Source organism: Ruegeria sp. YTSA072, assembly GCF_059610285.1.
The window spans coordinates 91,306-117,048 of the sequence record NZ_JBXWNI010000007.1; the positions used below are offsets into that span (position 1 = coordinate 91,306).

The 25,743-nt window shown below is 58.0% G+C and carries 26 protein-coding genes; 18 read left to right on the forward strand and 8 right to left on the reverse strand.

Going from position 1 to position 25,743, the window contains the following annotated elements:
* The first annotated feature begins 26 nt into the window (after window positions 1-26).
* Window positions 27-668: an LON peptidase substrate-binding domain-containing protein gene (locus AC2FIB_RS13600; protein ID WP_496722019.1), complete on the forward strand. Its 642-nt coding sequence runs from the start codon at window positions 27-29 to the stop codon at window positions 666-668.
* Window positions 665-850 carry a Trm112 family protein gene (locus AC2FIB_RS13605; RefSeq protein ID WP_109310669.1) on the forward strand — a complete coding sequence of 62 codons (186 nt, stop codon included), beginning with the start codon at window positions 665-667 and terminating at the stop codon, window positions 848-850. The genes AC2FIB_RS13600 and AC2FIB_RS13605 overlap by 4 nt, the downstream gene beginning before the upstream one ends.
* Here AC2FIB_RS13605 and AC2FIB_RS13610 read toward each other — a convergent pair.
* Window positions 847-2,109, reverse strand: coding sequence for an FAD-dependent monooxygenase (locus AC2FIB_RS13610; protein ID WP_496735634.1), 1,263 nt, complete (start codon window positions 2,107-2,109; stop codon window positions 847-849). The two genes, AC2FIB_RS13605 and AC2FIB_RS13610, sit on opposite strands and share 4 nt — an antisense overlap.
* Window positions 2,110-2,163: 54 nt before the next feature.
* Here AC2FIB_RS13610 and AC2FIB_RS13615 point away from each other — a divergent pair, with 54 nt between their 5' ends.
* The 4 genes from AC2FIB_RS13615 (at window position 2,164) to AC2FIB_RS13630 (ending at window position 8,331) form a co-directional block, all read left to right on the forward strand.
* Complete coding sequence (locus AC2FIB_RS13615; RefSeq protein WP_496735636.1) at window positions 2,164-3,492, forward strand: amidase; 1,329 nt, start codon at window positions 2,164-2,166, stop codon at window positions 3,490-3,492.
* 108 nt (window positions 3,493-3,600) lie between these two features.
* A complete protein-coding gene (locus AC2FIB_RS13620; RefSeq protein WP_496842256.1) occupies window positions 3,601-4,782 on the forward strand; it encodes an aminotransferase class I/II-fold pyridoxal phosphate-dependent enzyme in 1,182 nt (393 codons plus the stop codon).
* Between the two features lie 14 nt (window positions 4,783-4,796).
* Window positions 4,797-7,694: a DNA translocase FtsK gene (locus tag AC2FIB_RS13625; protein ID WP_496735640.1), complete on the forward strand. Its 2,898-nt coding sequence runs from the start codon at window positions 4,797-4,799 to the stop codon at window positions 7,692-7,694.
* Between the two features lie 40 nt (window positions 7,695-7,734).
* Window positions 7,735-8,331, forward strand: a complete 597-nt coding sequence (locus AC2FIB_RS13630; protein ID WP_496735642.1) for a LolA family protein — start codon at window positions 7,735-7,737, stop codon at window positions 8,329-8,331.
* 12 nt (window positions 8,332-8,343) lie between these two features.
* Here the strand turns inward: AC2FIB_RS13630 and AC2FIB_RS13635 are convergent, their stop codons facing one another.
* Both AC2FIB_RS13635 and AC2FIB_RS13640 read right to left on the reverse strand, forming a co-directional pair.
* Window positions 8,344-8,925: a transglycosylase SLT domain-containing protein gene (locus tag AC2FIB_RS13635; RefSeq protein ID WP_058272557.1), complete on the reverse strand. Its 582-nt coding sequence runs from the start codon at window positions 8,923-8,925 to the stop codon at window positions 8,344-8,346.
* 60 nt (window positions 8,926-8,985) lie between these two features.
* Complete coding sequence (locus AC2FIB_RS13640) at window positions 8,986-9,867, reverse strand: AEC family transporter (RefSeq protein WP_282120309.1); 882 nt, start codon at window positions 9,865-9,867, stop codon at window positions 8,986-8,988.
* Window positions 9,868-9,947: 80 nt separating this feature from the next.
* Here AC2FIB_RS13640 and hspQ point away from each other — a divergent pair, with 80 nt between their 5' ends.
* Window positions 9,948-10,274 carry a heat shock protein HspQ gene (gene hspQ, locus AC2FIB_RS13645; RefSeq protein ID WP_058272652.1) on the forward strand — a complete coding sequence of 109 codons (327 nt, stop codon included), beginning with the start codon at window positions 9,948-9,950 and terminating at the stop codon, window positions 10,272-10,274.
* 34 nt (window positions 10,275-10,308) lie between these two features.
* Here hspQ and ggt read toward each other — a convergent pair whose 3' ends face one another.
* From ggt to AC2FIB_RS13660, 3 genes are all read right to left on the reverse strand, one after another.
* Window positions 10,309-11,886 carry a gamma-glutamyltransferase gene (gene ggt, locus AC2FIB_RS13650; protein WP_496735644.1) on the reverse strand — a complete coding sequence of 526 codons (1,578 nt, stop codon included), beginning with the start codon at window positions 11,884-11,886 and terminating at the stop codon, window positions 10,309-10,311.
* 196 nt (window positions 11,887-12,082) lie between these two features.
* The gene (locus tag AC2FIB_RS13655) at window positions 12,083-12,550 is read right to left on the reverse strand and encodes an ATP-binding protein (RefSeq protein ID WP_496842257.1); all 468 of its coding nucleotides are present in this window, start codon (window positions 12,548-12,550) and stop codon (window positions 12,083-12,085) included.
* Between the two features lie 22 nt (window positions 12,551-12,572).
* Window positions 12,573-12,911 (reverse strand): STAS domain-containing protein, encoded by a 339-nt coding sequence (locus AC2FIB_RS13660; protein WP_496735647.1) that lies wholly within the window; start codon window positions 12,909-12,911, stop codon window positions 12,573-12,575.
* A gap of 102 nt (window positions 12,912-13,013) precedes the next feature.
* Between AC2FIB_RS13660 and AC2FIB_RS13665 the strand changes: the two genes are divergently transcribed.
* Both AC2FIB_RS13665 and AC2FIB_RS13670 read left to right on the forward strand, forming a co-directional pair.
* Window positions 13,014-14,186: a thiolase family protein gene (locus AC2FIB_RS13665; RefSeq protein WP_496735649.1), complete on the forward strand. Its 1,173-nt coding sequence runs from the start codon at window positions 13,014-13,016 to the stop codon at window positions 14,184-14,186.
* Between the two features lie 53 nt (window positions 14,187-14,239).
* A complete protein-coding gene (locus tag AC2FIB_RS13670) occupies window positions 14,240-14,692 on the forward strand; it encodes a GAF domain-containing protein (RefSeq protein WP_496842259.1) in 453 nt (150 codons plus the stop codon).
* 50 nt (window positions 14,693-14,742) lie between these two features.
* Here the strand turns inward: AC2FIB_RS13670 and AC2FIB_RS13675 are convergent, their stop codons facing one another.
* Both AC2FIB_RS13675 and AC2FIB_RS13680 read right to left on the reverse strand, forming a co-directional pair.
* Complete coding sequence (locus AC2FIB_RS13675) at window positions 14,743-15,132, reverse strand: SHOCT domain-containing protein (RefSeq protein ID WP_058279764.1); 390 nt, start codon at window positions 15,130-15,132, stop codon at window positions 14,743-14,745.
* A gap of 112 nt (window positions 15,133-15,244) precedes the next feature.
* Window positions 15,245-15,547 carry a DUF1294 domain-containing protein gene (locus AC2FIB_RS13680; protein ID WP_496842260.1) on the reverse strand — a complete coding sequence of 101 codons (303 nt, stop codon included), beginning with the start codon at window positions 15,545-15,547 and terminating at the stop codon, window positions 15,245-15,247.
* 96 nt (window positions 15,548-15,643) lie between these two features.
* Here AC2FIB_RS13680 and AC2FIB_RS13685 point away from each other — a divergent pair, with 96 nt between their 5' ends.
* The 9 genes from AC2FIB_RS13685 to AC2FIB_RS13725 all read left to right on the forward strand — a co-directional run bounded on the left by AC2FIB_RS13685 (window position 15,644) and on the right by AC2FIB_RS13725 (window position 25,671).
* Entirely contained in the window at window positions 15,644-16,213 is a 570-nt protein-coding gene (locus tag AC2FIB_RS13685; protein WP_472724551.1) for a helix-turn-helix domain-containing protein, read from the forward strand.
* Window positions 16,213-16,836, forward strand: coding sequence for a LysE family translocator (locus AC2FIB_RS13690; protein ID WP_496735654.1), 624 nt, complete (start codon window positions 16,213-16,215; stop codon window positions 16,834-16,836). The genes AC2FIB_RS13685 and AC2FIB_RS13690 overlap by 1 nt, the downstream gene beginning before the upstream one ends.
* 4 nt (window positions 16,837-16,840) lie before the next feature.
* A complete protein-coding gene (locus tag AC2FIB_RS13695) occupies window positions 16,841-17,221 on the forward strand; it encodes a GFA family protein (RefSeq protein ID WP_282120302.1) in 381 nt (126 codons plus the stop codon).
* A gap of 15 nt (window positions 17,222-17,236) precedes the next feature.
* Entirely contained in the window at window positions 17,237-19,687 is a 2,451-nt protein-coding gene (locus AC2FIB_RS13700) for a GcvT family protein (RefSeq protein WP_496735656.1), read from the forward strand.
* An 18-nt stretch (window positions 19,688-19,705) separates the two neighbouring features.
* On the forward strand, window positions 19,706-20,182 hold the full coding sequence (locus AC2FIB_RS13705) for a cupin domain-containing protein (protein ID WP_113791746.1): 477 nt from the start codon (window positions 19,706-19,708) through the stop codon (window positions 20,180-20,182).
* 2 nt (window positions 20,183-20,184) lie between these two features.
* Window positions 20,185-21,237 (forward strand): alcohol dehydrogenase family protein, encoded by a 1,053-nt coding sequence (locus AC2FIB_RS13710; protein WP_496735659.1) that lies wholly within the window; start codon window positions 20,185-20,187, stop codon window positions 21,235-21,237.
* 12 nt (window positions 21,238-21,249) lie between these two features.
* Entirely contained in the window at window positions 21,250-22,143 is an 894-nt protein-coding gene (locus tag AC2FIB_RS13715; RefSeq protein ID WP_496735661.1) for a homocysteine S-methyltransferase family protein, read from the forward strand.
* 10 nt (window positions 22,144-22,153) lie between these two features.
* Window positions 22,154-23,128 carry a GlxA family transcriptional regulator gene (locus AC2FIB_RS13720; RefSeq protein WP_496735663.1) on the forward strand — a complete coding sequence of 325 codons (975 nt, stop codon included), beginning with the start codon at window positions 22,154-22,156 and terminating at the stop codon, window positions 23,126-23,128.
* A gap of 89 nt (window positions 23,129-23,217) precedes the next feature.
* Window positions 23,218-25,671 (forward strand): GcvT family protein, encoded by a 2,454-nt coding sequence (locus AC2FIB_RS13725; RefSeq protein WP_496735665.1) that lies wholly within the window; start codon window positions 23,218-23,220, stop codon window positions 25,669-25,671.
* The last annotated feature ends 72 nt before the right edge of the window (window positions 25,672-25,743 follow it).

Sequence of the window (25,743 nt, forward strand, 5' to 3'; positions counted from 1 at the left end):
TCCCGATCAGAGCTACACTCGGGTACATGATGCATCCCGCTGACCTGCCGGAGACGGTATCCGTTTTCCCATTGCCCGGGGCGCTTTTGCTGCCCCGGTCTCGCTTGCCGCTGCATATTTTTGAGCCGCGTTACCTGCAAATGCTGGACGACGCGCTGAAAACGCCAGAACGGCTAATTGGAATGATCCAGCCGAATCCATGTCAGTCCAACGAAAGCAAACTGCATCAAATCGGCTGTGCCGGACGTGTCACACAGTTTTCCGAAACCGAAGACGGTCGGTACCTGATTACACTGTCGGGCGTCTCACGTTTTCGTATCAAGTCCGAGTTGGATGCGTTTACGCCTTATCGCCGCTGTGCAGTTTCATGGGACGGGTTTGACCGCGATCTCGGCAAGGCCGAAGCGGACAATGCGTTCGATCGGTCGCGGTTTTTGGATTTGCTCGAACGGTTTTTTTCCTCGCGCCAGCTTTCGACCGACTGGGACACGTTGAAGGATGCCGATGACGAGCTGCTAGTGAATTCTCTGTCGATGCTGTTGGATTTCGATCCTGAAGAGAAACAGGCGTTGCTCGAGGCACCTTGCCTTCGCACGCGCCGCGAGACATTGGTGACATTGATTGAATTCGCCATGCGCGGCGGATCGAGCGAGGAAAAACTGCAATGACCGAAGCCGAACACCCATTTGATCGTCACATGCTTGAGGCCCTGATCTGTCCGCAGACGCACACCACTTTGCATTACGACGCCGAAAAGCAGGAATTGGTGTCCAAAGCTGCCAATCTGGCCTTTCCAATCCGCAACGGAATCCCGGTCATGCTGGTGGATGAAGCGCGCGAGCTGGATTAAATCGCGCGCCCTTGCAGAAGTTTTGGCAGATCTCCGGTCAGCCCGGCGGCCTCACGTACAAAGCCGCGACGTAGCCCGGGGACCGAGCCGACGATCTCCATCCCGATGTCGCGCCCGAAGCGCAGAATGGGGTTGTCGTTGGAGAACAGCTTGTTGAACACATCGGTCGCCATGGCCAGCGCCGCCGTGTCGAACCGTCTCCATTCCTGATAGCGCTCCAGCACCAGAACTGATGCGATATCCTCGCCGCGCCGTCCAGCCAGTGTCAGAACTTCCGCCAAAGCGCCTACGTCGCGAAGACCTGCATTCAAACCCTGACCTGCGATTGGGTGCATGCCGTGGGCGGCGTCGCCTACCAGCGCCAGACGGTCACCGATGAAGGAATTGGCGATGGTCAGGTTCAGCGGATAGGTGAATCGGTCACCCTGCAGACGGATATCACCCAGAAAGTCCCCGAAACGCGGGCGAAGGACCTGCAGGTAATCCGTTTCGGGCATCGCGTTGATGCGCTGCGCCATTGCGGTGCGCTCGCTCCAGACGATTGAGCTGCGATTGCCAGTCAGCGGCAGAATCGCCAAGGGGCCGGGGGGCATGAAGAACTGATGCGCCACGCCATTGTGGGGCAGGTCATGCTCAATTGCACACACCAGCGCGGTTTGGCCGTAATCCCAGCCGGTGCGCTTGATCCCGGCGCGTGCAGCTGTGCCGCTGCGGCGCCCGTCACAGCCGACCAACAATCCGCCGGTCAGGGTCGTGCCATCATCCAGCGTCAGCGTTGCGCCCGTGTCGTTGGTGGCTTGTGCAACAACCGTTTTGCCGCTGATCTGTGTGATGCCGCTTTGCTCGGCCATTGCGTCCAAAAACGCGCGGCGCAGGTGGCGGTCTTCGACCATGTAGCCCATCGGGCCTTCTTCAATCTCGGCATGGTCAAAATGCAGGAAAAACGGGGATGAGCCGGCACCGGAATGCCCATCGGTGACCTTGATCTCAAGCATAGGTTGGGCATGGTCTGCCACTTTGTCCCAGACGCCAACCGCATCCAACAACCGCTGCGAGGCCAGCGCCAGAGCATAGGCGCGCCCGTCAAAAGCCGCGTTTTTTCGGGCTTTTTCGGCCAATGCGTCGATGACGGTGACAGAATGCCCTGTCTGGGCCAGTGCCAGCGCCAGGGCCGGGCCGTTCAGGCCGCCGCCTACGATCAGGATATCCGAGTTGTGTTCCATGGCCTGCAATATGCGCGCCCTTTCGGGATTGTCCATGTGCGGTCCTGTCGCTACCGTCCCTCAAAGTGCTTTTTTCGCAAGGGGGCAGGGATGCAGGACTGGCTGACCATGACGACGTGTGATCTGGGTCGGGGCATCGGCATGGGACAGATCGATCCGGTTGAATTGACCGAGACTTATCTGGCCGCCATCGACGCGCATCCGCACCGCGACAGGATCTATGCCCGCGTTACGCATGATCGTGCCAGGGCCGAGGCATTGGCTGCGCAGGAGCGCGCCAATCTGGGCCTGCGGCGGTCCCTGCTGGATGGTGTGCCGATCAGCTGGAAAGATCTGTTCGACACCGCCGGCACAGCGACTGAGGCAGGCTCGGCCTTGCTGAAAGGCCGGGTTCCCGAAATGGACGCGGTCGTTGTGCGTAACGCCACCGCCATGGGCACGGTCTGTCTGGGTAAGACGCATATGAGCGAGCTGGCCTTCTCAGGCCTTGGCCTGAACCCGATCACTGGCACGCCCCCATGCATTGACGATGAAGACGCCGTATCCGGAGGCTCTTCTTCCGGCGCGGCCGCATCGGTCGCCTGGGGCCTTGCCGCCTGTGGGATCGGTTCGGATACGGGCGGATCAGTGCGCATCCCAGCGGCCTGGAACAATCTGGTCGGGCTGAAAACCACCGCCGGGCGTGTCAGCCTTGAAGGAACGGTGCCCTTGTGTCTGCGGTTTGACACTGTTGGCCCACTGACCCGCTCAGTCGAGGACGCAGCTCATATGCTGGCCTTGCTGGAGGGGCGCTCTCCACCGGATCTCCGCGGTGCCAGCCTAAAAGGCCGCCGCTTTGCCAATCTTCAGACTGTGGCGCAGGACGACCTGAGGGATGAACCGCGCAAGGCCTTTGAGGATGGGTTGGAAAAACTCACCGAGGCCGGTGTCGAGATCGTTCCGCTGGACGTCCCCGAGCTGCACGACGCCATGGCGCTATCTGGCGTTCTCTACACAACCGAAGCCTATGGGCTGTGGCGCGATGTGATCGAAGCCAATCCCGATGCCATGTATCCCGAGATTCTGGAACGGTTTCGGTCGGGTCAAAACGCGACGGGTGCCGATTACATCGCGGCCTGGTCCAGGCTGAAAGCCTGTCGGGCGGCATGGGATGCCGCCACATCCGGGTTTGATGCGGTGCTTGCGCCGACAGCGCCCATTTTGCCGCCGAATCTGGATCGGTTGATGAATGACCATGACTACTATGTCACGGAAAATCTGTTGGCGCTGCGCAACACCCGTATTGGCAATCTGATGGGACTTGCTGCACTGACACTGCCGACCGGAATACCCGGGTGTGGCGTGATGATGATGGGATATCCGGGGTCAGAAGAGGCCCTGCTAAGGCTGGGATCAGCCGCCGAGGCGGCGTTGGCCTGAATGCCACAATCCCCTGATTCGCCACCTCTTTGTCTGGACGAAACCGGGTGCGATCTGTAGTCTGCCTGTAAAACGGGGCGAAATGATCCCGGTATTGAGGCAGTAGTTATGAATTTCCCCGAACGGTTTTCGGACCTACCGGAATATGCATTCCCGCGTTTGCGCACCCTGTTGGATCACCACCAGCCGGGTGGCGAAGTGATTCACATGACCATCGGCGCGCCTATGCATGGTTTTCCGGCGTGGGTCACCGATGTGATCACAGAAAACGCGGCCGGGTTTAAGGGATACCCGCCAAACGAAGGATCGCCCGAGTTGCGGTCGGCGATTACAGGTTGGATTGATCGCCGCTATGGCGTTTCGATGGACCCCGACGCCAACGTGATGGCGCTGAACGGCACGCGCGAAGGATTGTACAACGCGGCGATGGCACTGTGTCCCGAGCAGAAAAATGGCGAAAAGCCCGCCATTCTGTGCCCGAACCCGTTCTATCAGGTTTACATGGTAGCCTCTCTTTCGGTGCGGGCTGAGCCGGTTTTTGTGCCTGCAACAGCCGCCAACGGTCACTTGCCGGACTATGCCAGCTTGCCTACGGATGTGCTGAACCGCACTGTTGCGGCCTATATCTGTTCGCCTGCAAACCCTCAGGGCGCGGTCGCCTCGCGCGATTATTGGGTCGAACTGATCCAACTAGCCGAGACCTATGATTTCCGCATCTTTGCGGACGAATGTTATTCAGAAATATACCGCGACGCGGCACCAACAGGTGTTCTGGCTGTGGCGCAGGAACTTGGGGCCGATCCGGAACGGATCACCTTGTTCAATTCTCTTTCCAAGCGGTCCAATCTGGCTGGTCTGCGCTCGGGCCTGATCGCCGGTGGTCCCGAGACCATCAAGAGGGTCAAGCAGTTACGCAACTACGCAGGTGCGCCTTTACCGCTACCTTTGCAGACTGCCGCCGCAAAAGTTTGGGCAGATGAGGCGCATGTTGTCGAGAACCGCGCGCTGTATCAGGAAAAATACACCATTGCGGATGAGGTTTTCGCGGGCGTGCAGGGCTATATGCCGCCTGAAGCCGGGTTTTTCCTGTGGCTGCCGGTCGAAAATGGCGAAGAAACCACATTAAGGCTGTGGCAGGAAACCGGCGTTCGGGTTCTGCCTGGTGCATATCTTTCTCAAGGTGACCCGGGGCAAAACCCGGGCGAGCAATTTATCCGGGTCGCAATGGTGGCCCCAAAAACAGAGTTGCGGCAGGGGCTGATTACGCTCCGTGACTGCATCTATTCGTGAGGTACGAGGGCAAAATGGCATCATATAACGCGCGCAACCGCGATCCATTGCTGGACAGCACGACTCAGGCCGCCATCGAGCGGCGCAGCAAGGAACTGATCGGGATCGCCCTGATCCTGCTGGGGCTGGCTTCAGCCGCGATGATCTGGTCCTACACGCCAGATGATCCGAACTGGATGGTGTCGACAGACGCGCCGGTGCAGAACTGGATGGGGCGGATTGGGGCGTCGATCGCTGCGCCGCTGTTCATGATCGTCGGATGGGGCAGTTGGAGCATCGCGCTGGTGCTGATTGGCTGGGGCATACGCTTTGCCGGGCACTTCGGCGAGGAACGCGCAGTGGCCCGCTTGATCTTTGCTCCGATCTGGATTGCCATCGTTTCCGTTTATGCCGCAACTTTGGTGCCGGGTGAGGCATGGCGCACGACCCACAGCTTTGGTCTGGGGGGCTTGTTCGGTGATACCGTCATGGGTGCGTTGCTAACACTGCTGCCTATATCGTCACATTTCACGGTCAAACTGATGTCGCTGGCAATGGCCGCGGGCATGCTGGTGCTGGGTACATTTGTCCTTGGGTTCACAAAAGCCGACGTGTGCAAAGGCGCGCGTGCCTTCTTGTTGGGCCTTGTGATGTCCTATGACATGTTGATGAACCTCTTGGGTCGCAGTGCGTCGGTGACCGCACAGGCGGCGCGAGATCGCCGGGCACAGTGGGAAGAGCGCAAGGCCATCCGCGCAGAGGCCAACGACGCGGTGTTTGACGATGATATGGCGTATGCCGATCCGATGTTCGAAGAGCCGGACTTCGACGAGCCCGAACCCGCAAAACCCGGTCTGCTGGCGCGGATGCCAAGCCTGATCCGCCGCGCCGATCCCATGCCGGAACCTGAACTGGTCGCTCGCGAACCGGTTGCCGGATTCGATGAAATGCCGGGTGAAGATCGTATCAAGTCCAAGATTTCGGCAGCCGTGCGCAATCGCAAGGTGGCCGCGGGTGAAGTAGCGCCAGAGGTCGATCCAACCCTGCCTTTGACCAAAGGGCGTGGCCGGGGGCCGGACCCGCTGATCCTGAACGCCAGAGGCGGAGAGGAGCTTCCGCCCGAGCCGCCGATGACATTGGACGGTCTGCCGCCCGAGCCGATGCTGACGGCCGAGCCTGAACCCGAGTGGCAGCAGGAACCCCTGCATCATGATTTTGCGCCCGAGCCCGTCTATGAGGATGAGGCCGTATTTGAAGACGCACCCGAACCCGAACCGACCCCGCTTCCTGCGATGAAAATTCCAGTGGCCGAACCGCGCAAACCCGTTGTGGCACAGCCCGTGCGCCGCACCCCTGCGCCGTCGCGTCGTGCACAGGCCGAAGCACAGCCTGGGCTGTCCTTTGAAGATCGGCATTCGGACTTTGAACTGCCGCCTCTGAGCCTACTGTCCAACCCATCCAGCATTCAGCGCCATCACCTCAGCGATGAGGCATTGGAAGAAAACGCGCGCATGTTGGAAAACGTGCTGGACGACTATGGCGTCAAAGGTGAGATCACCAGCGTCCGCCCAGGCCCTGTTGTTACCATGTACGAACTAGAGCCTGCTCCGGGCCTGAAAGCCAGCCGGGTTATCGGTCTGGCCGATGATATCGCGCGCTCGATGTCGGCGCTGTCGGCACGTGTTTCGACCCTGCCGGGTCGCTCGGTGATCGGGATCGAACTGCCCAATGAAAACCGCGAGATGGTGGTGCTGCGCGAAATCCTTGCCAGCCGTGATTTCGGCGATGGCAACCACGCGCTGCCACTTGCGCTGGGCAAGGATATCGGCGGCGAATCCATGGTCGCAAACCTGGCCAAGATGCCCCACTTGTTGATTGCGGGAACAACCGGTTCCGGTAAGTCGGTCGCGATCAACACCATGATCCTATCGCTGCTATATAAGCTGACACCGGACGAATGTCGCCTGATCATGATCGACCCCAAGATGCTGGAACTGTCCGTCTATGATGGCATTCCGCATCTGCTGTCGCCCGTTGTGACCGACCCGAAAAAGGCGGTTGTCGCGCTGAAATGGGTCGTGGGCGAGATGGAGGACCGCTATCGTAAAATGTCCAAGATGGGCGTGCGCAACATCGCGGGTTACAATGGTCGCGTGAAGGACGCATTGGCCAAGGGCGAGATGTTCAGCCGCACCGTGCAGACCGGGTTCGACGATGAAACCGGCGAGCCAACGTTCGAGACAGAAGAGTTCGCGCCCGAAGCGATGCCATACATCGTCGTGATTGTTGATGAGATGGCCGACCTGATGATGGTCGCGGGCAAAGAGATCGAGGCCTGTATCCAGCGACTGGCGCAGATGGCAAGGGCCTCGGGTATTCACCTGATCATGGCCACGCAGCGCCCCTCGGTCGATGTGATTACCGGTACGATCAAGGCGAACTTCCCAACCCGGATTTCGTTCCAGGTGACCTCGAAAGTCGACAGCCGCACTATTCTGGGCGAAATGGGGGCCGAGCAACTGCTGGGGCAGGGCGACATGCTGTATATGGCAGGTGGCGCCAAGATCACCCGTTGCCACGGCCCGTTTGTTTCGGACGAGGAAGTCGAGGAAATCGTCAACCACCTGAAACAGTTCGGCCCACCGGACTATGTAAACACCGTGCTGGACGGTCCATCTGAGGACAAAGCCGACAACATCGACGCGGTTCTGGGCCTGAACACGGGCGGCAATACGAATGGCGAGGATGCTTTGTACGATCAGGCGGTAGGGATTGTGATCAAGGATCGCAAATGCTCGACCTCATACATTCAGCGGAAACTTGCCATTGGCTATAACAAAGCTGCGCGACTTGTTGAGCAAATGGAGGATGAAGGTGTTGTTTCGTCGGCAAATCACGTCGGGAAACGCGAAATCCTCGTCCCTGAGCAATAGGATATTTAATAACAAGTGCAGAGCGCTTATCTGGGGAGTTATGAAACAAATTGCCTTTGCCCTTGCTTTGACACTCGCCGCGCCTGCGGCCTGGGCGGCTGAAAAGCTGCCGTTGTCCCAAATCTCAAACTACCTCAACGGCCTCAAAACCGTCGAGACCACGTTTACACAAGTCAACGATGACGGTTCGCTGAGCACCGGAAAGCTGTGGCTAGAGCGCCCCGGTAAAATGCGGTTTGAATATGATCCTCCCAACAGCGCTGTGGTTCTGGCGCGCGCAGGTACGGTGCAGATATTTGATCCGAAATCGAACCAGCCGCCGGAGCAGTATCCGCTGAAACGTACACCGTTGTCGTTGGTGCTGGCGCGCAACGTCAACCTGGGGCAGGCGAATATGGTGGTTGCCCATGATTTTGACGGGACGGCCACGGTTGTTACCGCTCGGGACCCGAAGAACCCCGAATCCGGCCGGATTGAACTGATGTTTACGGGAGACCCGATCGAGCTGCGCAAATGGGTCATTCACGACAATGCCGGCAGTCAGACGACCGTTCTGCTGGGGCAGCTGAGTACCGGCGGAAATCTCAGCAACGATCTGTTTTCAAGATCAAAAAGAAGCGGGTCAGGCAATCGCTGACCCGCACTCCTGTCAGTAGCGGCAATTGGCCAGCTGCGCCTGATAAAGTTTGGCGCGTGCATCGACGTCATTGGCGACGTTCAACAGCCAGGATTTGCTGTTATGGCTGCCACGGGCAAAGCCGGTGTGCCCCTCGTGATACGCCAGATACTGGTTGCGCGTATCTGTGGGGTGAATACCGTTCCGCTGATGGCTTTTGTTCATGTACCAGCCGATGAAATCTGACGCATCGCGGATGCGGTCCCGCTTGGCGCGGCGTTTGCCGGTTTCCTTGCGATATTCATCCCAGGTGCCGTCCAGCGCCTGGCTGAATCCGTAGGCGCTGCTTTGACGGCCCATGGGGATCACACCCAGAACGTATTGGTGCGGCGTACGTGCGTCGTGTTTATAGCGGCTTTCCTGATAGATCGTCGCCATTTGAACGTGAATTGGGACGCCCCATTTTCGTTCGGTGCTTTTGAACGCCTTGATAAAATCAGGCCGTTCGCGCGCAATGCTGCACGCGTCATTCAATCTGCTCGGTGGCTGTTTGGACCCGCCACCGCAGGATGCCAAAAGCAGCACCCCGAAGAGTACGAAAAGAATTCTGCTCATGTGCCTCGTGCCTTTTTTCTTTATTCTAGCGCAAATTGAGCGATTAGGAAATCACAATCGTTATAGAACAATGGCTAGAATTATAGGCAAAGCGCCCACGCTTAGCACAGTTGATACCATGACCATCCCTGCAACCGCGTCCGAATCCGCGTCAAACCGCTCGGCCAGCAGGTACGATGTAACCGCGACCGGGGTGCACATCTGCAGGACCAATACTCCAAAAGCGGTTGCGTCCAGATCAAAGAATCGAGCTATTGCCCAGCCGAGCGCGAAGCAGACCAGCAGCTTCAGGACGGACAGCCAGATCGCCTGACCCAATTTGCGGGTCGTCAGCCTTGCAATTGCCACGCCGACTGTAATCAACATCATGGGGATGGCCATTTGGCCTAGCAGCTCTAGCGTATTGGTCAGGAACAGTGGCGTTTCCCAGTCTTGCCATAGGAATAAGGCCCCAAGCAGGGTTGCCCAAACCATCGGTTCGCGCGCAACTTTGCCGAATGCACCCTTTCCAGCGACGAGGTAAATTCCATAGGTGAAAGAAAACAGGGCGGTAATTGCCAGGAAAATGACTGCAAAACCCAGACCTGCCTGACCAAACGCAAAAATACACAGCGGCAGGCCCAGATTTCCGGTATTGCCAAAAATCAGTGGCGACAGGTAAGTCCGACGGTCCAGGTTTGAAAGTCGAACGAAAACGCCAAAGGCCACGGCAAGGCCAATATGACCCGCAATTGCGGCCAGTGTGAAGCGGGTCAACTCTCCTGCCGGGATCTCGGTTTGCATCAGCGCCACAAAGATCAGGCTGGGCACGGCAAGCGTCACGGCAAGGCGCGTCACAAACTCCAAACGGTACTCAAAACCAAGTTTAACCCAGGTGAATCCAATGCCCGCCAGCAGAAAAACCGGCGCCACAATTTCGAACACTGTCAGTAAGATGTTCACAGACTGTTTCCTTTAATTTCCGATCAATGATTGGCATTCCGGCCCGGAAAGAGGTAGTAAGATCTCTGGGGGCTGAGATAATGCTGAAGACAAATGCCAAGTACCGCCTGGGACAGGTGGTCCGCCACAAAAAGCATCCCTTCCGAGGGGTGATTTTTGACGTGGACCCGGAATTTTCCAACACAGAAGAGTGGTATCAGGCCATTCCCGAGGACAGCCGCCCCATCAAGGATCAGCCGTTTTACCATCTGCTCGCAGAAAACGACCAATCCTTCTATGTGGCTTATGTTTCAGAACAAAATCTGATTGCGGACCAATCCGGGGAACCGGTGGAGCATCCTGATATTCCTGACATGTTCGGTCCTTTCGAGAATGGCGCATACCCGCTGCACTTTAATTTGAACTAAGTGATTTGGTGCGCCAGATTGCGCGCCTAGGTGGTCAGTAACCTAACGCACAACCGTCTTTTCTGGGGTCACTTGCGCCTTCCAGAACACCATCTGTGCGGATTCGGATTGCTTGCGCTCCGCCAAGGGGCGTTTCTGGAACCTGAACGTTGTGCCCAAAATCGCTCAATTGTTGAGATGTGCTGGGCGGAATTCCGCGTTCAAGTTTCAGAACGCCGCCGTCTGCAAAGGCGCGCGGGGCGTCCACAGAGGCCTGCAAACCCAACCCATGATCAGTGAGGTTGGACAATAGGCGTGCATGGCCTGTTGGTTGAAAAGCTCCGCCCATCACGCCAAATGGCATGAGCACACGGCCATCCTGTTTGAGCATACCGGGAATGATCGTGTGCATCGGGCGTTTGCCCGGGCCAAGCTCGTTTGGGTGACCGGGGCTCAGGTTGAAGCCTGAGCCGCGGTTTTGCAGCAATATCCCGTACTTTTCTGATGCGATACCGGACCCGAAGCTATGAAATATGGAATAGATCAGCGAGACGGCCATCCGATCTTGGTCAACAACCGTGATATAGACTGTGTCTTTGTGAATGGACTCGGTTAGCGGGGCTGCCGCCGGCATGGCGCGCTTGGGGTCAACCAACGCGGCCAGTTTATCGGCCACCGTCTGGTCAAGGAACCGTTCAGCGTGGGTTGTGTGATCTGGGTCCGCAATGAACCGATTGCGCGCGTCATAGGCGAGTTTCGAAGCCTCGGCCTCAAGATGTATGAGTTCGGGGCCAAACGGATCAAGGCCCGCTAGGTCAAAGTTTTTCAGGATATTCAAAAGCAGGATCGCCGTCGCACCCTGTCCGTTTGGCGGATGTTCGACCAGATCAATGCCCTTGTAGCTTCCGCTGACGGGCTGGGTGTCTGTGCATTGCGTGGCCAGAAAATCCTGAGCCGTGTGAACTCCGCCCAATGCCGTCAAGGCGTCGATCATATCCTGCGCAATTTCACCGGAATAAAAGGCATCACGGCCATTGCGTGCAATCTGGCGCAGGACCTCTGCCTGCCCCGGCGCGCGAAAGATCTGGCCTACTTTTGGCGCTTTGCCGTCAGTCAGGTAATGCTTGCGCGCAGCCCCCTGCAACGTGTCAGCCCCCGTTTTCCAATCATAGGCGACCCGGGGTGCGACCGGGACACCGGCCTCGGCATAGTGAATGGCAGGTGCCAGTATCACCTCCAGCCCAAGCCTGCCCTCGGTTTCTGCCAGATGGCAAAAGGCATCAATCGCACCGGGAATTGTTACGGCATCGGGTGTGTTCAACGGCACTGTATCCAGCCCCTTGGCCCGCAACTTGTCCGAATTGGCTGCGGCTGGAGCGCGTCCGGACCCGTTTAGGGCGCGTATCTGATCTTCGCCTGCGCGGTTGAACAGGACAAAGCAATCGCCACCGATGCCCGTCATCTGCGGCTCGCAAATGCCCAGCAGCACAGCGCCTGCGATGGCGGCGTCCATGGCATTGCCGCCTTGCTGCAGGATATTTACGGCAACCTGCGCGGCCAGAGGATGCGATGTGGCGCTCATTCCTTCGGTTGCCAAAACTTCGGACCGACCCGGAGTGTGAAAATCCCGCATAGCTTTGCCTTCCCCTTTTGAACACGCCGAACGTAAAGCGCGGTCACGGATTGTCTAGTCACATCAGCGGGAAGGGAGATCCTCGGCGCCGTTCACTGGGTGGGGGCTGTGACACGAGGCGCCGAGGGAAGCTATCTGAGCTACGGATACCTTTTTGCCCTTTGTTTGCGGCACGGCCATGGTGCGATCAGGGCCTTTATGTGGCCTTTTTGGGTCCGGCGGAGGGGTTTGGGAAGTCAAACCGCAGTGACAACCGGTTGCAGCCATTGCGATGCTCATAGCGAATGTCGCTGGTCAGTTCATGGATCAGGAACCAGCCAAACCCGCCTTCGGGTAAGTCATCGAGCGTCGATCCCAAAGGCGCAGGCACACCATCCGGCACGCGAAATCCGGGCAGAGGATTCCCAGTGTCAGAGATCAGAATATCCAGCCAGTTTTGATGCAGCCGACAATGCACCCTGACCTTGGCCGGAGTGACGCCCGCATAGGCATGCTCGACCACATTGTTGATCGCCTCGGCCAGCGCGATTTTAACGTCGCTCGCCTTGTGTGACGGCAGGCCCTGCACCTCCAGCTCTTTGCTTAGCTGGGCGATACCAACACTGGCTTCGGCTTCGGTTGCAGTAAAACTCAGATCCAAGCAGTTCCCGTTCCCCATCGACATCGTGCCTATTCAATCCGTGAAATCATTCCGCCGGCGGTGCCAGAGCGTCGGCCAGGGTAGGATAGAGGTTGAACACCGTATCCATGCGGGTCAGCCGAAACACCTTTTCGACAAACGGGTGCAACCCGGCCAAATCCAACCTGCGGTCACTGCCCAGTTGTTTCATCGACGCGACGATGGCCCCAAGGCCGCTTGAATCGATAAATTCGACCCCCGTCAGGTCCAGAACAACGCGCGGCGCGCCACCGTCAGCCTCATTGCGCATGTCTTCCTTGAACTGAATGGCCATTGCGGCATCAATCCTGTCCGAATGCACGGTAATGATCTGCGTCGTGTCTGTTATCTTACTGGTCAGGGCCATGCGCACGGGCTCTCTAAACTGAAAATCACTCGTAGAAATACGCTAGACGACAATTCTTACCATTCTGTATCCATTCCAGTAGAAAAGCGAAGGAGCATCCAGATGAAGCAAGTCGTTATCGCCGGCGCGGCGCGGACCCCGATGGGTGGGTTTCAGGGGATGTTCGATACCGTGACAGCGGCCGATCTGGGCGGCGACGCCATCAGGGCAGCGTTGCAAGGGGCCGGTACTGAAACCGTTGACGAAGTCCTTATGGGATGTGTTTTGCCGGCCGGGCAGGGGCAGGCGCCCGCGCGCCAGGCCGGTTTTGCGGCAGGGTTGGGCGAAGACGTTCCCGCCACAACGCTGAACAAAATGTGCGGATCAGGCATGAAAGCGGCCATGATGGCCTATGACCAGATCGCTTTAGGGCATGCCGATACAATGATCGCAGGCGGGATGGAGAGCATGACGAACGCGCCATACCTTTTACCCAAAATGCGCGAAGGCGCGCGATTGGGTCATACGCAGGCAATGGATCATATGTTCTTGGACGGGCTCGAGGACGCTTACGACAAAGGTCGCCTGATGGGCACATTCGCCGAAGACTGTGCCGAGGTCTATCAGTTCACGCGCGAAGCGCAGGACGAATATGCGCTGCGTTCATTGTCAAATGCGCTGGCCGCACAGGAAAACGGCGCATTCGCGGATGAAATCACGCCGGTTACGGTCCGCACCCGCAAGGGTGAGATCACGCAGGCATCGGATGAACAGCCGCTTTCGGCACGGCCCGAGAAGATCCCGACGCTCAAGCCGGCGTTTCGGAAGGATGGCACTGTCACGGCGGCAAACTCTTCTTCGATATCCGACGGTGCCGCTGCATTGATGTTGGCATCCGAGAACGCAGCCCAAGCGCAGGGTCTGACCGTTCGTGCCCGTATCGTCGGCCACGCTAGCCATGCGCAGGCACCGGGGCTGTTTACGACGGCACCTGTTCCGGCCGCGCAGAAACTTCTGACAAACATCGGCTGGTCGAAAGAAGATGTCGATCTGTGGGAGGTTAACGAAGCCTTTGCGGTCGTGCCGATGGCTTTCATGCACGAGATGGGGCTGCCCCGCGATATCGTCAACGTGAACGGCGGGGCTTGCGCACTTGGGCATCCGATTGGTGCGTCGGGTGCACGGATCATGGTCACCCTGCTGAACGCGTTGGAAAAGCGAAACCTGAAACGCGGGGTGGCGGCCATCTGCATCGGCGGCGGCGAAGGCACGGCGATAGCCATCGAACGCGTTTGACGCTTCCTCTTTTTCCAAATACTCCGGCGCAAACCCCTGCCACGAGTTCCGACATGACAGCTGATTACGACACACTTGCCAAAACCATCGCCGCCCTGACCCAAGGCGAAACCGACAGCGTGGCTCTGATGGCTACAATTGCGTGCGAGGTGCACCATTCCGATGATCGGTTTGACTGGACAGGTTTCTACCGTGTCACTGAGCCCGGGCTTTTGAAGATCGGACCCTATCAAGGTGGGCACGGTTGTCTGGTTATCCCGTTCGACCGCGGTGTCTGTGGCGCTGCCGCCCGTACGGGCGAGGTACAGTTGGTGCCGGATGTGGATGCGTTTCCGGGCCATATCGCCTGCGCATCTTCGACCAGATCCGAGGTGGTGCTGCCTGTGCACAACGCCACCGGTGACGTCATTGCGGTGTTCGATATCGACAGTGATCAACCCAACGCGTTTAATGAACAAGACGCAAAGAACCTGAGCGGAATTCTGTCCAGCGTATTCGCCAAGTAAAAATGGCCGGCGGCGTACCCCCGGCCATATTGATTAGTGTGTGCTTCCTATCAGGTGCTCAGAAGCTTGGCTTTCTGCGCTGCAAATTCCTCATCCGTCAGAACGCCTTTTTCCTTGAGCGCTGCAAGCCGTTCCAGCTCATCCGCAGCAGATACGGTCGCGACTGAGCGGATATAGTCCTTTTGCGCCTGTTCGATCTGGCTCATGGCTTCGGCATTGTGCTGGTGCATTTTGTCGCCGCGGACAATCAGGTAGGCCAGAACACCCATCCAAGGAATCAGGATGACAAAGGCAATCCAAACTGCCTTTCCACCGCCACTTAGGTCCTTGGATCGGAAGACATCGGCCACAACCGAAATCATCACCCAGAACCAGGCCACCATCAGGAACAGCCAGAAGATTGACCAGACTATGTCGAAGAAACCGATGCCGTTGTCCATTTGTCATTCAACCCTTTGCGAATGCGTAAGAATAATCATATTCAGATAGAACGAGAGTGTAGCAGACAGTTTCCCAAATGGTTAGCACCTAATCCCTGATGGAATTCTCGCGCTAGACTAGGCTGGGCAATTCCAAGGCCGCCAGAAGATAGGCCAGGACAGCCTGAGCGCCGAAAATCCCAAAGATGTAGTATGAAAACAGCCGCTTGCGGGTTTTGTGTCTGAAAATCCACCGCCCCAGCAATGCGCCTAGACTGCCGCCTAGCGCCGCCAACCACAATAGCTTTCGTTCCGAGATACGCCTTTTCCGCCGTCTTGTCCGCAGTTTATCCCAGCCAAAGGCAAGCAAAGTCAGGGCGTTGATGGTCCATAAGTAAATCACCGCAATCCACATGGTGGACGGATACCCAAACAATGTTGTGCGTCCAAGTGAAAAATATCTTGGTTTTTTCACGGAATCAGCGCATCGTGAAAAACGAGGAGAAAATTTCACCAAACCCCGGAGCGTTCAGTGAACAGCCAAGCCCCGCACAGCGCCACACTCGGAGCCGATCTTCGGGCTTTGCGTAAGGCGCGTGGGTTGACGCTGACCGAGATCGCCGCACGTCTGGGTCGTTCTGTTGGTTGGCTTAGCCAAGTCGAGCGCGACAAGTCCGACCCCTCAATTTCCGACCTGCGCCAGATTGCCGAATGTCTGGGCGTGCCGATGTCGATGCTGTTCGCGCATTCCTCCGCTCCGGCAGATGAGCAGGGGTATGTGGTGCGCGCCGGAACGCGCCGCCCGATGGGGTCCGGTGAGGAAGGGTTGATCGAAGAACTGCTGTCGCCCGATCTGACCGATGATTTCGAAATGGTGCATTCCACATTCAAGCCCCGATCGAAAATGCAAACCCCGGCCAACCGACCAACGCAGGAGGTTGGGTACATGGTGTCAGGGCGGTTGGAACTGACGATCAGTGGGCGCCAGTTTTCGGTCGGCCCCGGCGACAGCTTTCGGATCAAACATGAACCCTATCAATGGTCGAACCCCTATGATGAGCCCGCAGTGGCCATCTGGGTTATCGCCCCGCCGGTGTACTGATGAGCTTTGAAGCCTGGACCATATTCGCATTGTTCTGGGTGGTGTTCGTCACCACTCCGGGTCCGAATGCGGTAAACTGCATCTCGAACGGAATGAGTCTGCCGTTTCCCAAGGCGATGCTGGGTGTGCTGGCGATTCTAACGCAGGCCAGCGTGTTTCTAATTTTGTCAGCACTAGGTGTGACCGCGTTGATCGCAGCCTCCCCAACCGGGTTTTTCATCGCCAAACTGGTTGGTGCAGGGTTCCTGATTTGGGTTGGGGTTCGCGGTTGGATGAATGCCACGCGTCCGGCACCAGTTACCGAACGCCCTGCGCGTCACGTGTATCTGCACGCACTGGCGGTTGCGACGATCAATCCTAAAAGCGTGGCAGGGTATCTCGCCGCCTTTTCGCAATTTGTGCAACCGGATGTGCCGATCTGGCAGCAGATGGTCGTTATCATGCCCACGGCGCTGGTCATTACCACGCTCAGCTATACCGGGTTCACCCTGATGGGCACATTGATGGGCAAAGCGGCGCTGGGAGCGGTTTTCAACACTTGGGTGCGTCGTGTCATGGCCGCCTGTTTCATCATCTATGGCGTGTTGCTGGGTGCCAGCTCCACGCCCGCAGCTAGGGGGTAATCAGATGCAAAACGGTTCTTGCCTCTGCGGCGCAGTCGCGTTCACGATTGACGGAGAGCTTTCACAGCCTTCGGCCTGCCATTGCGGTCAATGCCGCAAGCAGTCCGGCCATGTTTGGTCTTCGACCTGGACACATCAGGATAACTTGAGCTTCACCGCCAGCGACACGCTTACGTGGTTCCGCGCTTCGGACACCGCCCGCCGCGGTTTCTGCCGTTCCTGCGGCTCGTTCCTCTTCTGGCAGCACAATGACGAGGACACGATTTCAATTTCCATGGGTGCGCTCAGCGAGCCCACGGGTCTAACGCTCTCGAAGCATATCTTTGTCGCCGACAAGGGCGATTACTACGACATCACAGACGATCTGCCCCAACGGGCACAGTAACAAGGATCAAGACCAATGAGCGATTTTCCGACAAAAGCCCGCGTGGTTGTTATCGGTGGCGGTGTGGTGGGGGCCTCCTCGCTGTACCATCTGGCCAAGAAGGGCTGGACTGATTGTGTTCTGCTGGAAAAGAACGAACTGACCGCTGGCTCGACCTGGCACGCGGCGGGTAACGTTCCGACGTTCTCGAATTCCTGGGCGATCATGAACATGCAGCGGTACTCGACCGAGCTGTATTCGCGTTTGGGCGAAGAGGTCGACTATCCGATGAACTACCACGTTTCAGGCTCGATCCGTCTTGCGCACAGCAAGGAGCGGATGCAAGAGTTCGAACACGCCATGGCGATGGGACGCTATCAAGGCATCCCGATGGAGATGTGGACACCGGAAGAAGCTAAAGAGCGCTATCCATTCCTGGAGACGCACGATCTTGAAGGCGTTCTGTACGATCCCACCGATGGTGACATTGATCCGGCGCAGCTGACACAGGCGCTGGCCAAGGGCGCCCGTGACATGGGCCAGAAGATCATCCGCTTTTGCCCGGCAACTGGCGTAACTCAGCACGACGACGGCTCCTGGACCGTACACACCGACAAAGGCGATATCGCCTGCGACTATGTTGTGAACGCGGCTGGGTATTACGCGCAGCGCGTGGGAGAGTGGTTCAAACCTTTCGGCGGCCGCACAGTTCCCGCGATGGTGATGAGCCACCAGTATTTGCTGACCGACGAAGTTCCAGAAATTGAAGAATGGTCCAAAGCGAACGGTGGTAAGAAACTGCCACTGCTGCGCGACGTGGATATCTCGTACTACCTGCGGCAGGAAAAGAATGGCTTCAACCTTGGTCCGTATGAGCCTAACTGCAAGGGCCATTGGATGACTGAAGATGATGCTATGCCCGAGGATTTCTCGTTCCAGCTGTGGAACGATGATCTGGACCGCATCGAGGATATCGTCACTGACGCGATGGAGCGGGTGCCGCTGATGGCGACCTCGGGTGTTGGCCGCGTTATCAACGGCCCGATCCCCTATGCGCCGGACGGGCTGCCGCTGATCGGCCCAATGCCCGGTGTGAAAAACGCGTTCGAGGCGCACACATTCACCTTCGGCATCGCGCAAGGCGGTGGTGCGGGCAAGGTGCTGGCCGAATGGATCGTCGATGGCGCGACCGAATGGGATATGTGGGCCGTCGATCCACGTCGCTACACCGATTACACAGATCAGGACTACTGCAACCAGAAAGGTCTGGAAGTTTATGGCAACGAATACGCCATGCATTTCCCCCATCATGAATGGCCAGCAGCGCGCGACAAGAAACTGTCGCCGGTGCATGACAAGGTCAAGGCGCTGGGCGGCGTGATGGGTGCCTATAACGGATGGGAGCGGGCCAACTGGTTCGCGAAGCCGGGCGATGACACGTCGCTTGATGCAACCCATACCTGGGGTCGGTCCGGCCCGTGGGAGCAGCGGATCCAAGAAGAATGCGAGGCCGTGCGAGACCATTGTGGCGTACTAGATCTGCCAGGCTTCTCGCGCTTCATGGTCAAGGGAGAGGGCGCCGCTGAGGCGCTGCGCGGCCTCGCAACCGGTGGGTTGCCAAAGGTCGGCCGGATGAACCTCATCTATATCTCTGATGACCGTGGTCGCATTCTGACCGAGATGTCCTGTATCCGAATGGGTGAGGATGAGTTCATCATGATCACCGCCGCAACTGCACAGTGGCATGATCGGGACATCCTGATGAACGCGATGCCTGCGAGTGTTTCGATTGAAGACGTTACCACGTCACGGGATACACTGATCGTCACTGGTCCGAAGTCGCGCGAGATTCTGTCGACTATGACGGATGCGGATCTGACCTCGGGGTGGCTGACTCATCAGTCTGCGACCGTTGCTGGCCAGCCCGCCTATCTGATCCGCGTCTCCTTTGCAGGTGAGCTGGGATGGGAAGTCCACGCTTTGAACGAGCATATGCCTGCGATCTATGACGCGATCATCGATGCCGGTGCCAAACCGTTCGGCATGTACGCCCTGAACTCGCTGCGCATCGAAAAGGGATACCGTGCCTGGAAGGGTGACTTGTCGACCGACTACTCGCTGCTGGAAGCCGGTCTGGAACGCTTCGTCAAACTGGACAAGCCGCAGGACTTCCCCGGCAAGGCCGCGATCCTGAACGAAAAGCAGCAGGGCGTGAAGAAGTCGTTTGTCACCATTACAGTGGATGCAGGAGACTGCGACGCGCCCTACATGTCCTGCATCTGGCAGAACGGCGAGATCGTGGGCGAGACCACTTCGGGCGCATGGGGATACCGCGTTGGCAAATCCATCGCGCTGGGCATGGTCAAGGCCGAGCTTGCCAACCCCGGCACCGAGCTTGAAGTCGAAATCTACGGCCAAAAGTGCCGCGCTGTGGTAGAGCAGAATCAGCCGCTTTGGGATCCCGAGAACGAGCGGTTGCGCGCTTAAACTCTCACGGAGACCTCCATGAGCAAACGATACGCCAAACTGGGACCCGGTGAGGGTCCCAACTATGACTGGGAAAATGACCACACCTTTGTGAAAGTGTCGGGTCAGGACACCGATGGCGCATACACGCTTATGGAAGATAATCTGAAGGCCAGCTTCGCGCTTGGCCTTCATCGCCATGATACCCATGCCGAAACCTTCTATTTTCTGGAAGGCGCGGTGGATTTCTACGTTGATGGCGACTGGCATCGCTGCACTCCGGGCACAACCATGCATGTCCCGCCCGGAGTACCCCATGCGTGTCGCGTCGCCGATGGCGCGCCCGCCAGAATGCTGATGATCTTTCAACCCTCGGGGTTCGACGGGTTTCTGGCCGAACTGGCGACGATGACCGAGGCTGACTTTGCAGATGAGGCGAAAATGGCCGAGCTCAACGCGCGTTACGACATTGTGCCGATGGGGCCGGTTCCAGCCCATCCGGAAGACAGGGTCTAAAGATGACCACGCCCACGAAAATGTCCGGCGTTTACCTGACGCGCCATGGCGGTCCCGATGCGCTGGAATGGCGCGAGGATATTCCGGTCCCAACGCCCGGACCAGGGCAGGTTCTGGTTCGGGTCGCGGCCGCAGGGGTAAACAACACGGACATCAATACACGGGTCGGCTGGTATTCCTCGGACGTGACCGGGGCAACGGACGCCGTTGATCAGGATGTTGATGCCGGAGGCTGGGGAGGTGCGCTGTCGTTCCCCCGCATTCAGGGTGGCGATCTGTGTGGGATAGTCGAATTGGCAGGGCAAGAGACCGGGTTTCAGGCCGGGCAACGGGTGACCTGCCCGATCAACTTGCCACGCCCGCGTCCCGGCAATCCGACTGGCTTTATCGCATTAGGCTCTGAAATCGACGGCGCGTTTGCGCAATACTGTCTGGTTCAGGCCGACGACCTGTATGACGTGACGGCCTCACCCCTGTCAGATGTCGAAATCGCCGCCATCCCCTGTGCATTTGGCACGGCAGAGAACCTGTTAACCCGTGCTGGCGTGACCGCTGGGCATAAGGTGCTGATTACCGGTGCCTCAGGCGGCGTGGGCCTTGCCGCCGTGCAATTGGCGTCTCTACGCGGGGCGACGGTTTGGGGCGTTACGGGATCAACCAAGGCCGAGGTGGTCAAAGCGCAGGGGGCCGTGGACACCTTTGACCGCAACGCGCCGCTGCCCAAGGACATGTTCGACGTCGTGATCGACGTTGTCGGAGGCCCGGCCTGGCCCGGCTTGATCTTGGCCCTGAAACCCGGCGGTCATTATGCCGTTTCCGGAGCAATCGCAGGACCAATCGTTTCGGCTGACCTGCGTGAGATCTACCTGCGCGACATCACGATTCACGGCTGCACACATCAGGCATTTGAAGTCTTTGGCCGCCTTGTCGAGATGATGAATGCGGGCCGCATCAAGCCTTTGGTTTCTAAGACCTATCCACTAAGAGACATCGCCAAGGCGCAGGAGGACTTTCAGTCCAAGGCGCTGCCGGGAAAACTCGTTCTAATTCCGTAGGGAGGTTGGCAAATGGCGGATATCACGCTTCTGGATGGCTCGATCGGGCAGGAACTGGTCAAACGCAGCGGGGACAAGCCCACACCGCTGTGGTCGACGCGCGTGATGATCGACCACCCGGAACTGGTGGAGGAGGTCCATGCCGAATACTTCCGCCGTGGTGCGACGGTTGCAACGACCAACACCTACGCGGTCCATCGTTCGCGGTTGGAGCGTCTGGATATGGAGGATCAACTGCCCGATCTGGTCCGAGCTGCGGTTACTCAGGCGAACCACGCACGCACGGGCGGTTCCGGGCGCATCGCCGGGGCGCTGGGTCCTTTGCTGGCGTCTTATCGCCCCGATCTGAACCCTGATGTGGAAGACGCCGCCGAAAAGTTTGCCGAGTTGGTTAACCTCATGTCCGATGACGTCGACCTTTTCCTGATCGAAACTGTTTCCTCGGTGCAAGAGGCCGAAGGGGCCCTGCGTGGTACGGCTGAGGCAGGCAAACCGGTTTGGCTGGCGCTTTCTGTGATGGATGATGACGGAACACGGCTGCGATCCGGTGAACCGCTTGCCGATATTGCGCCTCTTGTGGATCGGTTTAACCCTGACGCTGTTCTGATAAACTGTTCGCGCCCCGAGGCCGTCCCCGCCGCGCTGAAGGTCATCGCCACGATGGGGCGGCCATTTGGGGCCTATGCAAATGGGTTCACCGGGATTGCACAGGATTTCCTGAAAGACGCGCCGACTGTCGACGTGTTGACACAGCGCCACGATCTTGGACCCGAGGCTTATGCCGATCATGCCATGGAATGGGTAGCGCAGGGGGCAACGATTGTTGGCGGATGCTGCGAAGTCGGGCCGGACCACATTGAGGTCCTTGCCGATCGATTGCGGTCCGCCGGGCACCGGATTGTCTGAGAGGAAAGTGATGCCATCGCCGTCGAACATCCCGGCTTCTAACGCGCAGCGACATTTCGACATCGTTGTCGCGCCGGGCTATGTGCTGCTGGAACTGGCGTCATTGGTTGAGGTGCTGCGGTTGGCCAACCGCGTTTGTCCGAGCCCGCCGTTCACCTATGCCTATCGCTCTCTGAGGGGTGGCCCGGTCGCCAGCAGCAGCGAGGCGACGATCCAGACCGACCGCATTCCGTCGCAGCCCAACGCGGACTATTTGTTCGTCATCGGAAATTCCGACCCCGATCATCCTGATCTGTCTCTGGGGCGTGTTGTGTCGGATTATACTTTCCGCGGCGCACAGGTCTTTTTGCTGTCCGAAGCTGCAAGCCGCTATATCGACGAGCAGGGGACCGAGGACATGTCGACCCACTGGGAAAACGCGTCCTTCTTGCGTGAACGTCGCGCCCAGTTCGAGGCCAAACTGTCGATTGCAACAGAACAGGGCGCCGTGGTGACCTGCGCCGGGATGGAGGCCACTACCGATGTCGCGCTGGCTGTGATCGGGCGTCATGTTTCCGGACCAACAAGAATGACCGTGGCCGACATCATGCTGCACGAAAACATTCGGGATTTCTCGTCTCTCCAGCCATTTTCCGGATCAAAGACCACCGCTACAGGTGACGCCAAACTGGACCAGTGCATCAAGGTGATGCAGGCCAATATCGAAGACCCGCTGCCGATTAACGAAATCGTCGAAGCGCTAAAGCTTTCGAACCGATCGCTGGAACGGAAGTTCAAGAACTATTTCGGAACCACACCAAACGGCTTTTACCGCGAAATGCGGCTGGCCAAGGCCAATAACCTACTGCTGAACACAACGATGAGTGTTCGCGAAATTGGTCTTGCCTGCGGTTTCCCCAACGGTTTCTCGTCGGTCTACAAAAGCTTTTTCGGCGTAACCCCCTTTGTGCTGAGACGCGAAAAACGGCAAGTCAAACAACGTTGATTTTTGCAAATGGGTTGACGTTTTTCGTGCATTCTGTGTCGCTCTTCCGTGTCATTTTGGGTGGAAACTCATAAAGCGGAATCATGAGAATGGCTGATCTTCCAAACAAGGCCCGTGTTGTCATCATCGGTGGCGGTGTCATCGGATGTTCGGTGGCGTATCACCTGACCAAGAAAGGCTGGAAAGACGTTGTTCTGCTGGAGCGTAAGCAGCTGACCAGCGGCACGACCTGGCATGCGGCGGGTCTGATCGCTCAGCTGCGCGCAACGGCGAACATGACAAAGTTGGCGAAATACAGCCAGGAACTCTATGGCTCGCTCGAAGAAGAAACCGGTGTGGCCACAGGCTTTAAACGCTGTGGATCAATCACCGTTGCGCTAACCGAAGAGCGCAAAGAAGAGATCTACCGTCAGGCGGCCATGGCGCGCGCTTTCGGCGTCGAGGTCGAAGAAATCGAGAATGAACGTGTTCAGGAGCTGTATCCCCACATCAACCTCGAAGGCGTGAAGGGTGCTGTTTACTTGCCGCTGGACGGTCAGGGTGACCCGGCCAACATCGCCTTGGCATTGGCCAAGGGCGCCCGTCAGCGTGGCGGTATCGTCAAAGAACGTGTGAAAGTCACCGACATCGTCAAGCTGGGCCGCAAGGTAACCGGCGTTGACTGGGTCGCAGATGACGGCAGCGCTTCGGGTCATATCGAATGCGACATGGTGGTGAACTGCGCCGGTATGTGGGGGCATCAGGTCGGCCAGATGGCTGGCGTGAACGTGCCGTTGCACGCCTGCGAACACTTCTACATCGTTACCGAAAATATCGACGGTTTGACTCAGCTGCCGGTTCTGCGCGTTCCCGATGAATGCGCGTATTACAAAGAGGACGCAGGCAAAATTCTGTTGGGTGCTTTTGAACCGAATGCCAAGCCCTGGGCGATGGACGGTATTCCTGACACCTTTGAATTCGACCAGTTGCCCGAGGATTTTGACCATTTCGAGCCGATCCTCGAAGCTGCGTGTGAACGTATGCCGATGCTGGCCGAGGCCGGTATCCATACCTTCTTCAACGGACCCGAATCGTTTACCCCCGATGACGCCTATCATCTGGGTCTGGCACCCGAGATGGACAATGTCTGGGTCGCGGCGGGATTCAACTCGATCGGCATCCAATCCGCCGGTGGCGCTGGCATGGCCTTGGCCGAATGGATGGACAGCGGTGAAAAACCGTTCGATCTGGGAGACGTGGACATCAGCCGGATGCAACCGTTCCAGGGGAATAAGCAGTACCTGTTTGAGCGCTCGAAAGAGACGCTAGGCCTGCTATACGCTGACCATTATCCCTATCGCCAAAAGGCCACTGCGCGCGGCGTGCGTCGGACCCCATTCCACCACCACCTGCTGGAACAGGGCGCGGTCATGGGCGAGTTGGCGGGTTGGGAACGTGCCAACTGGTTCGCGAATGAAGGGCAGGAGCGCGAGTATCAGTACAGCTGGAAACGCCAGAACTGGTTCGAGAACTCGGCTGCCGAGCATAAAGCCGTGCGCGAGAATGTCGGCATGTATGACATGTCGTCCTTTGGCAAAATCCGCGTTGACGGCCCGGATGCCGAAGCATTCATGAACTATATCGGTGGCGGCGATTACTCGGTCCCGAATGGCAAGATCGTTTATACTCAGTTCCTTAACCGCGCAGGCGGGATTGAGGCGGACGTGACCGTTACCCGCCTGACCGAGACCGCTTATCTGGTGGTGACCCCGGCAGCGACCCGCTTGGCTGACCAGACCTGGATGCAGCGCCATGCGGGCAACTTCAACGTCGTTGTCACCGATGTTACTGCGGGTGAGGGCGTTCTGGCCATTATGGGTCCAAATGCGCGTACGCTGCTTGAAAAGGTCTCACCCAACGATTTCACCAACGCTACCAACCCGTTTGGCACCGCGCAGGATATCGAGATCGGCATGGGCCTGGCCCGGGCCCACCGTGTGACCTATGTTGGAGAGCTTGGCTGGGAAATCTACGTCTCGTCTGACATGGCAGGTCACGTGTTCGAAACCTTGCACGAAGCAGGTCAGGACATGGGATTGAAACTGTGCGGCATGCATATGATGGACAGCGCCCGGATCGAAAAAGGCTTCCGCCACTTCGGCCACGACATCACTTGCGAGGACCATGTGGTCGATGCCGGGCTTGGCTTTGCGGTCAAGGTCGACAAGGGCAGCGATTTCATCGGGCGTGAAGCGGTGATCGCGCGCAAGGAAAGCGGACCGCATAACCGCCTGGTTCAGTTCAAACTGACCGATCCGGAACCGCTGTTGTTCCATAACGAGCCGATCATCCGAGACGGCGAGTATGTGGGCTATCTGTCCTCAGGCAACTATGGCCACTCGCTGGGCGGTGCGATCGGTCTGGGTTATGTGCCCTGCGAAGGCGAAAAGGCCGCTGACGTTTTGGCCTCGACCTACGAGATCGATGTGTGCGGCGTCAAAGTCAAAGCCGAGGCGTCGCTCAAGCCGATGTACGACCCAAAATCCGAGCGCGTTAAAGTTTAGCGCCAAGGTTCGACACACGGGGCGCTGCAGCGCCCCGTTTTCTTGGTACATATCAATTTTCTTGATGCGACC

Bases quoted from the DNA above. Each gene is read 5' to 3' on its own strand.
- ggt (WP_496735644.1), bottom strand. From the start codon at position 11,886: ATGCGGGATTTTCACACTCCGGGTCGGTCCGAAGTTTTGGCAACCGAA.
- AC2FIB_RS13610 (WP_496735634.1), bottom strand. From the start codon at position 2,109: ATGGACAATCCCGAAAGGGCGCGCATATTGCAGGCCATGGAACACAAC.
- AC2FIB_RS13705 (WP_113791746.1), top strand. From the start codon at position 19,706: ATGAGCAAACGATACGCCAAACTGGGACCCGGTGAGGGTCCCAACTAT.
- AC2FIB_RS13655 (WP_496842257.1), bottom strand. From the start codon at position 12,550: ATGTCGATGGGGAACGGGAACTGCTTGGATCTGAGTTTTACTGCAACC.
- AC2FIB_RS13695 (WP_282120302.1), top strand. From the start codon at position 16,841: ATGCAAAACGGTTCTTGCCTCTGCGGCGCAGTCGCGTTCACGATTGAC.
- AC2FIB_RS13605 (WP_109310669.1), top strand. From the start codon at position 665: ATGACCGAAGCCGAACACCCATTTGATCGTCACATGCTTGAGGCCCTG.
- AC2FIB_RS13715 (WP_496735661.1), top strand. From the start codon at position 21,250: ATGGCGGATATCACGCTTCTGGATGGCTCGATCGGGCAGGAACTGGTC.
- AC2FIB_RS13625 (WP_496735640.1), top strand. From the start codon at position 4,797: ATGGCATCATATAACGCGCGCAACCGCGATCCATTGCTGGACAGCACG.
- AC2FIB_RS13670 (WP_496842259.1), top strand. From the start codon at position 14,240: ATGACAGCTGATTACGACACACTTGCCAAAACCATCGCCGCCCTGACC.
- AC2FIB_RS13690 (WP_496735654.1), top strand. From the start codon at position 16,213: ATGAGCTTTGAAGCCTGGACCATATTCGCATTGTTCTGGGTGGTGTTC.
- AC2FIB_RS13665 (WP_496735649.1), top strand. From the start codon at position 13,014: ATGAAGCAAGTCGTTATCGCCGGCGCGGCGCGGACCCCGATGGGTGGG.
- hspQ (WP_058272652.1), top strand. From the start codon at position 9,948: ATGCTGAAGACAAATGCCAAGTACCGCCTGGGACAGGTGGTCCGCCAC.
- AC2FIB_RS13600 (WP_496722019.1), top strand. From the start codon at position 27: ATGATGCATCCCGCTGACCTGCCGGAGACGGTATCCGTTTTCCCATTG.
- AC2FIB_RS13700 (WP_496735656.1), top strand. From the start codon at position 17,237: ATGAGCGATTTTCCGACAAAAGCCCGCGTGGTTGTTATCGGTGGCGGT.
- AC2FIB_RS13710 (WP_496735659.1), top strand. From the start codon at position 20,185: ATGACCACGCCCACGAAAATGTCCGGCGTTTACCTGACGCGCCATGGC.
- AC2FIB_RS13720 (WP_496735663.1), top strand. From the start codon at position 22,154: ATGCCATCGCCGTCGAACATCCCGGCTTCTAACGCGCAGCGACATTTC.
- AC2FIB_RS13675 (WP_058279764.1), bottom strand. From the start codon at position 15,132: ATGGACAACGGCATCGGTTTCTTCGACATAGTCTGGTCAATCTTCTGG.
- AC2FIB_RS13725 (WP_496735665.1), top strand. From the start codon at position 23,218: ATGGCTGATCTTCCAAACAAGGCCCGTGTTGTCATCATCGGTGGCGGT.
- AC2FIB_RS13630 (WP_496735642.1), top strand. From the start codon at position 7,735: ATGAAACAAATTGCCTTTGCCCTTGCTTTGACACTCGCCGCGCCTGCG.
- AC2FIB_RS13660 (WP_496735647.1), bottom strand. From the start codon at position 12,911: ATGGCCCTGACCAGTAAGATAACAGACACGACGCAGATCATTACCGTG.
- AC2FIB_RS13615 (WP_496735636.1), top strand. From the start codon at position 2,164: ATGCAGGACTGGCTGACCATGACGACGTGTGATCTGGGTCGGGGCATC.
- AC2FIB_RS13620 (WP_496842256.1), top strand. From the start codon at position 3,601: ATGAATTTCCCCGAACGGTTTTCGGACCTACCGGAATATGCATTCCCG.
- AC2FIB_RS13635 (WP_058272557.1), bottom strand. From the start codon at position 8,925: ATGAGCAGAATTCTTTTCGTACTCTTCGGGGTGCTGCTTTTGGCATCC.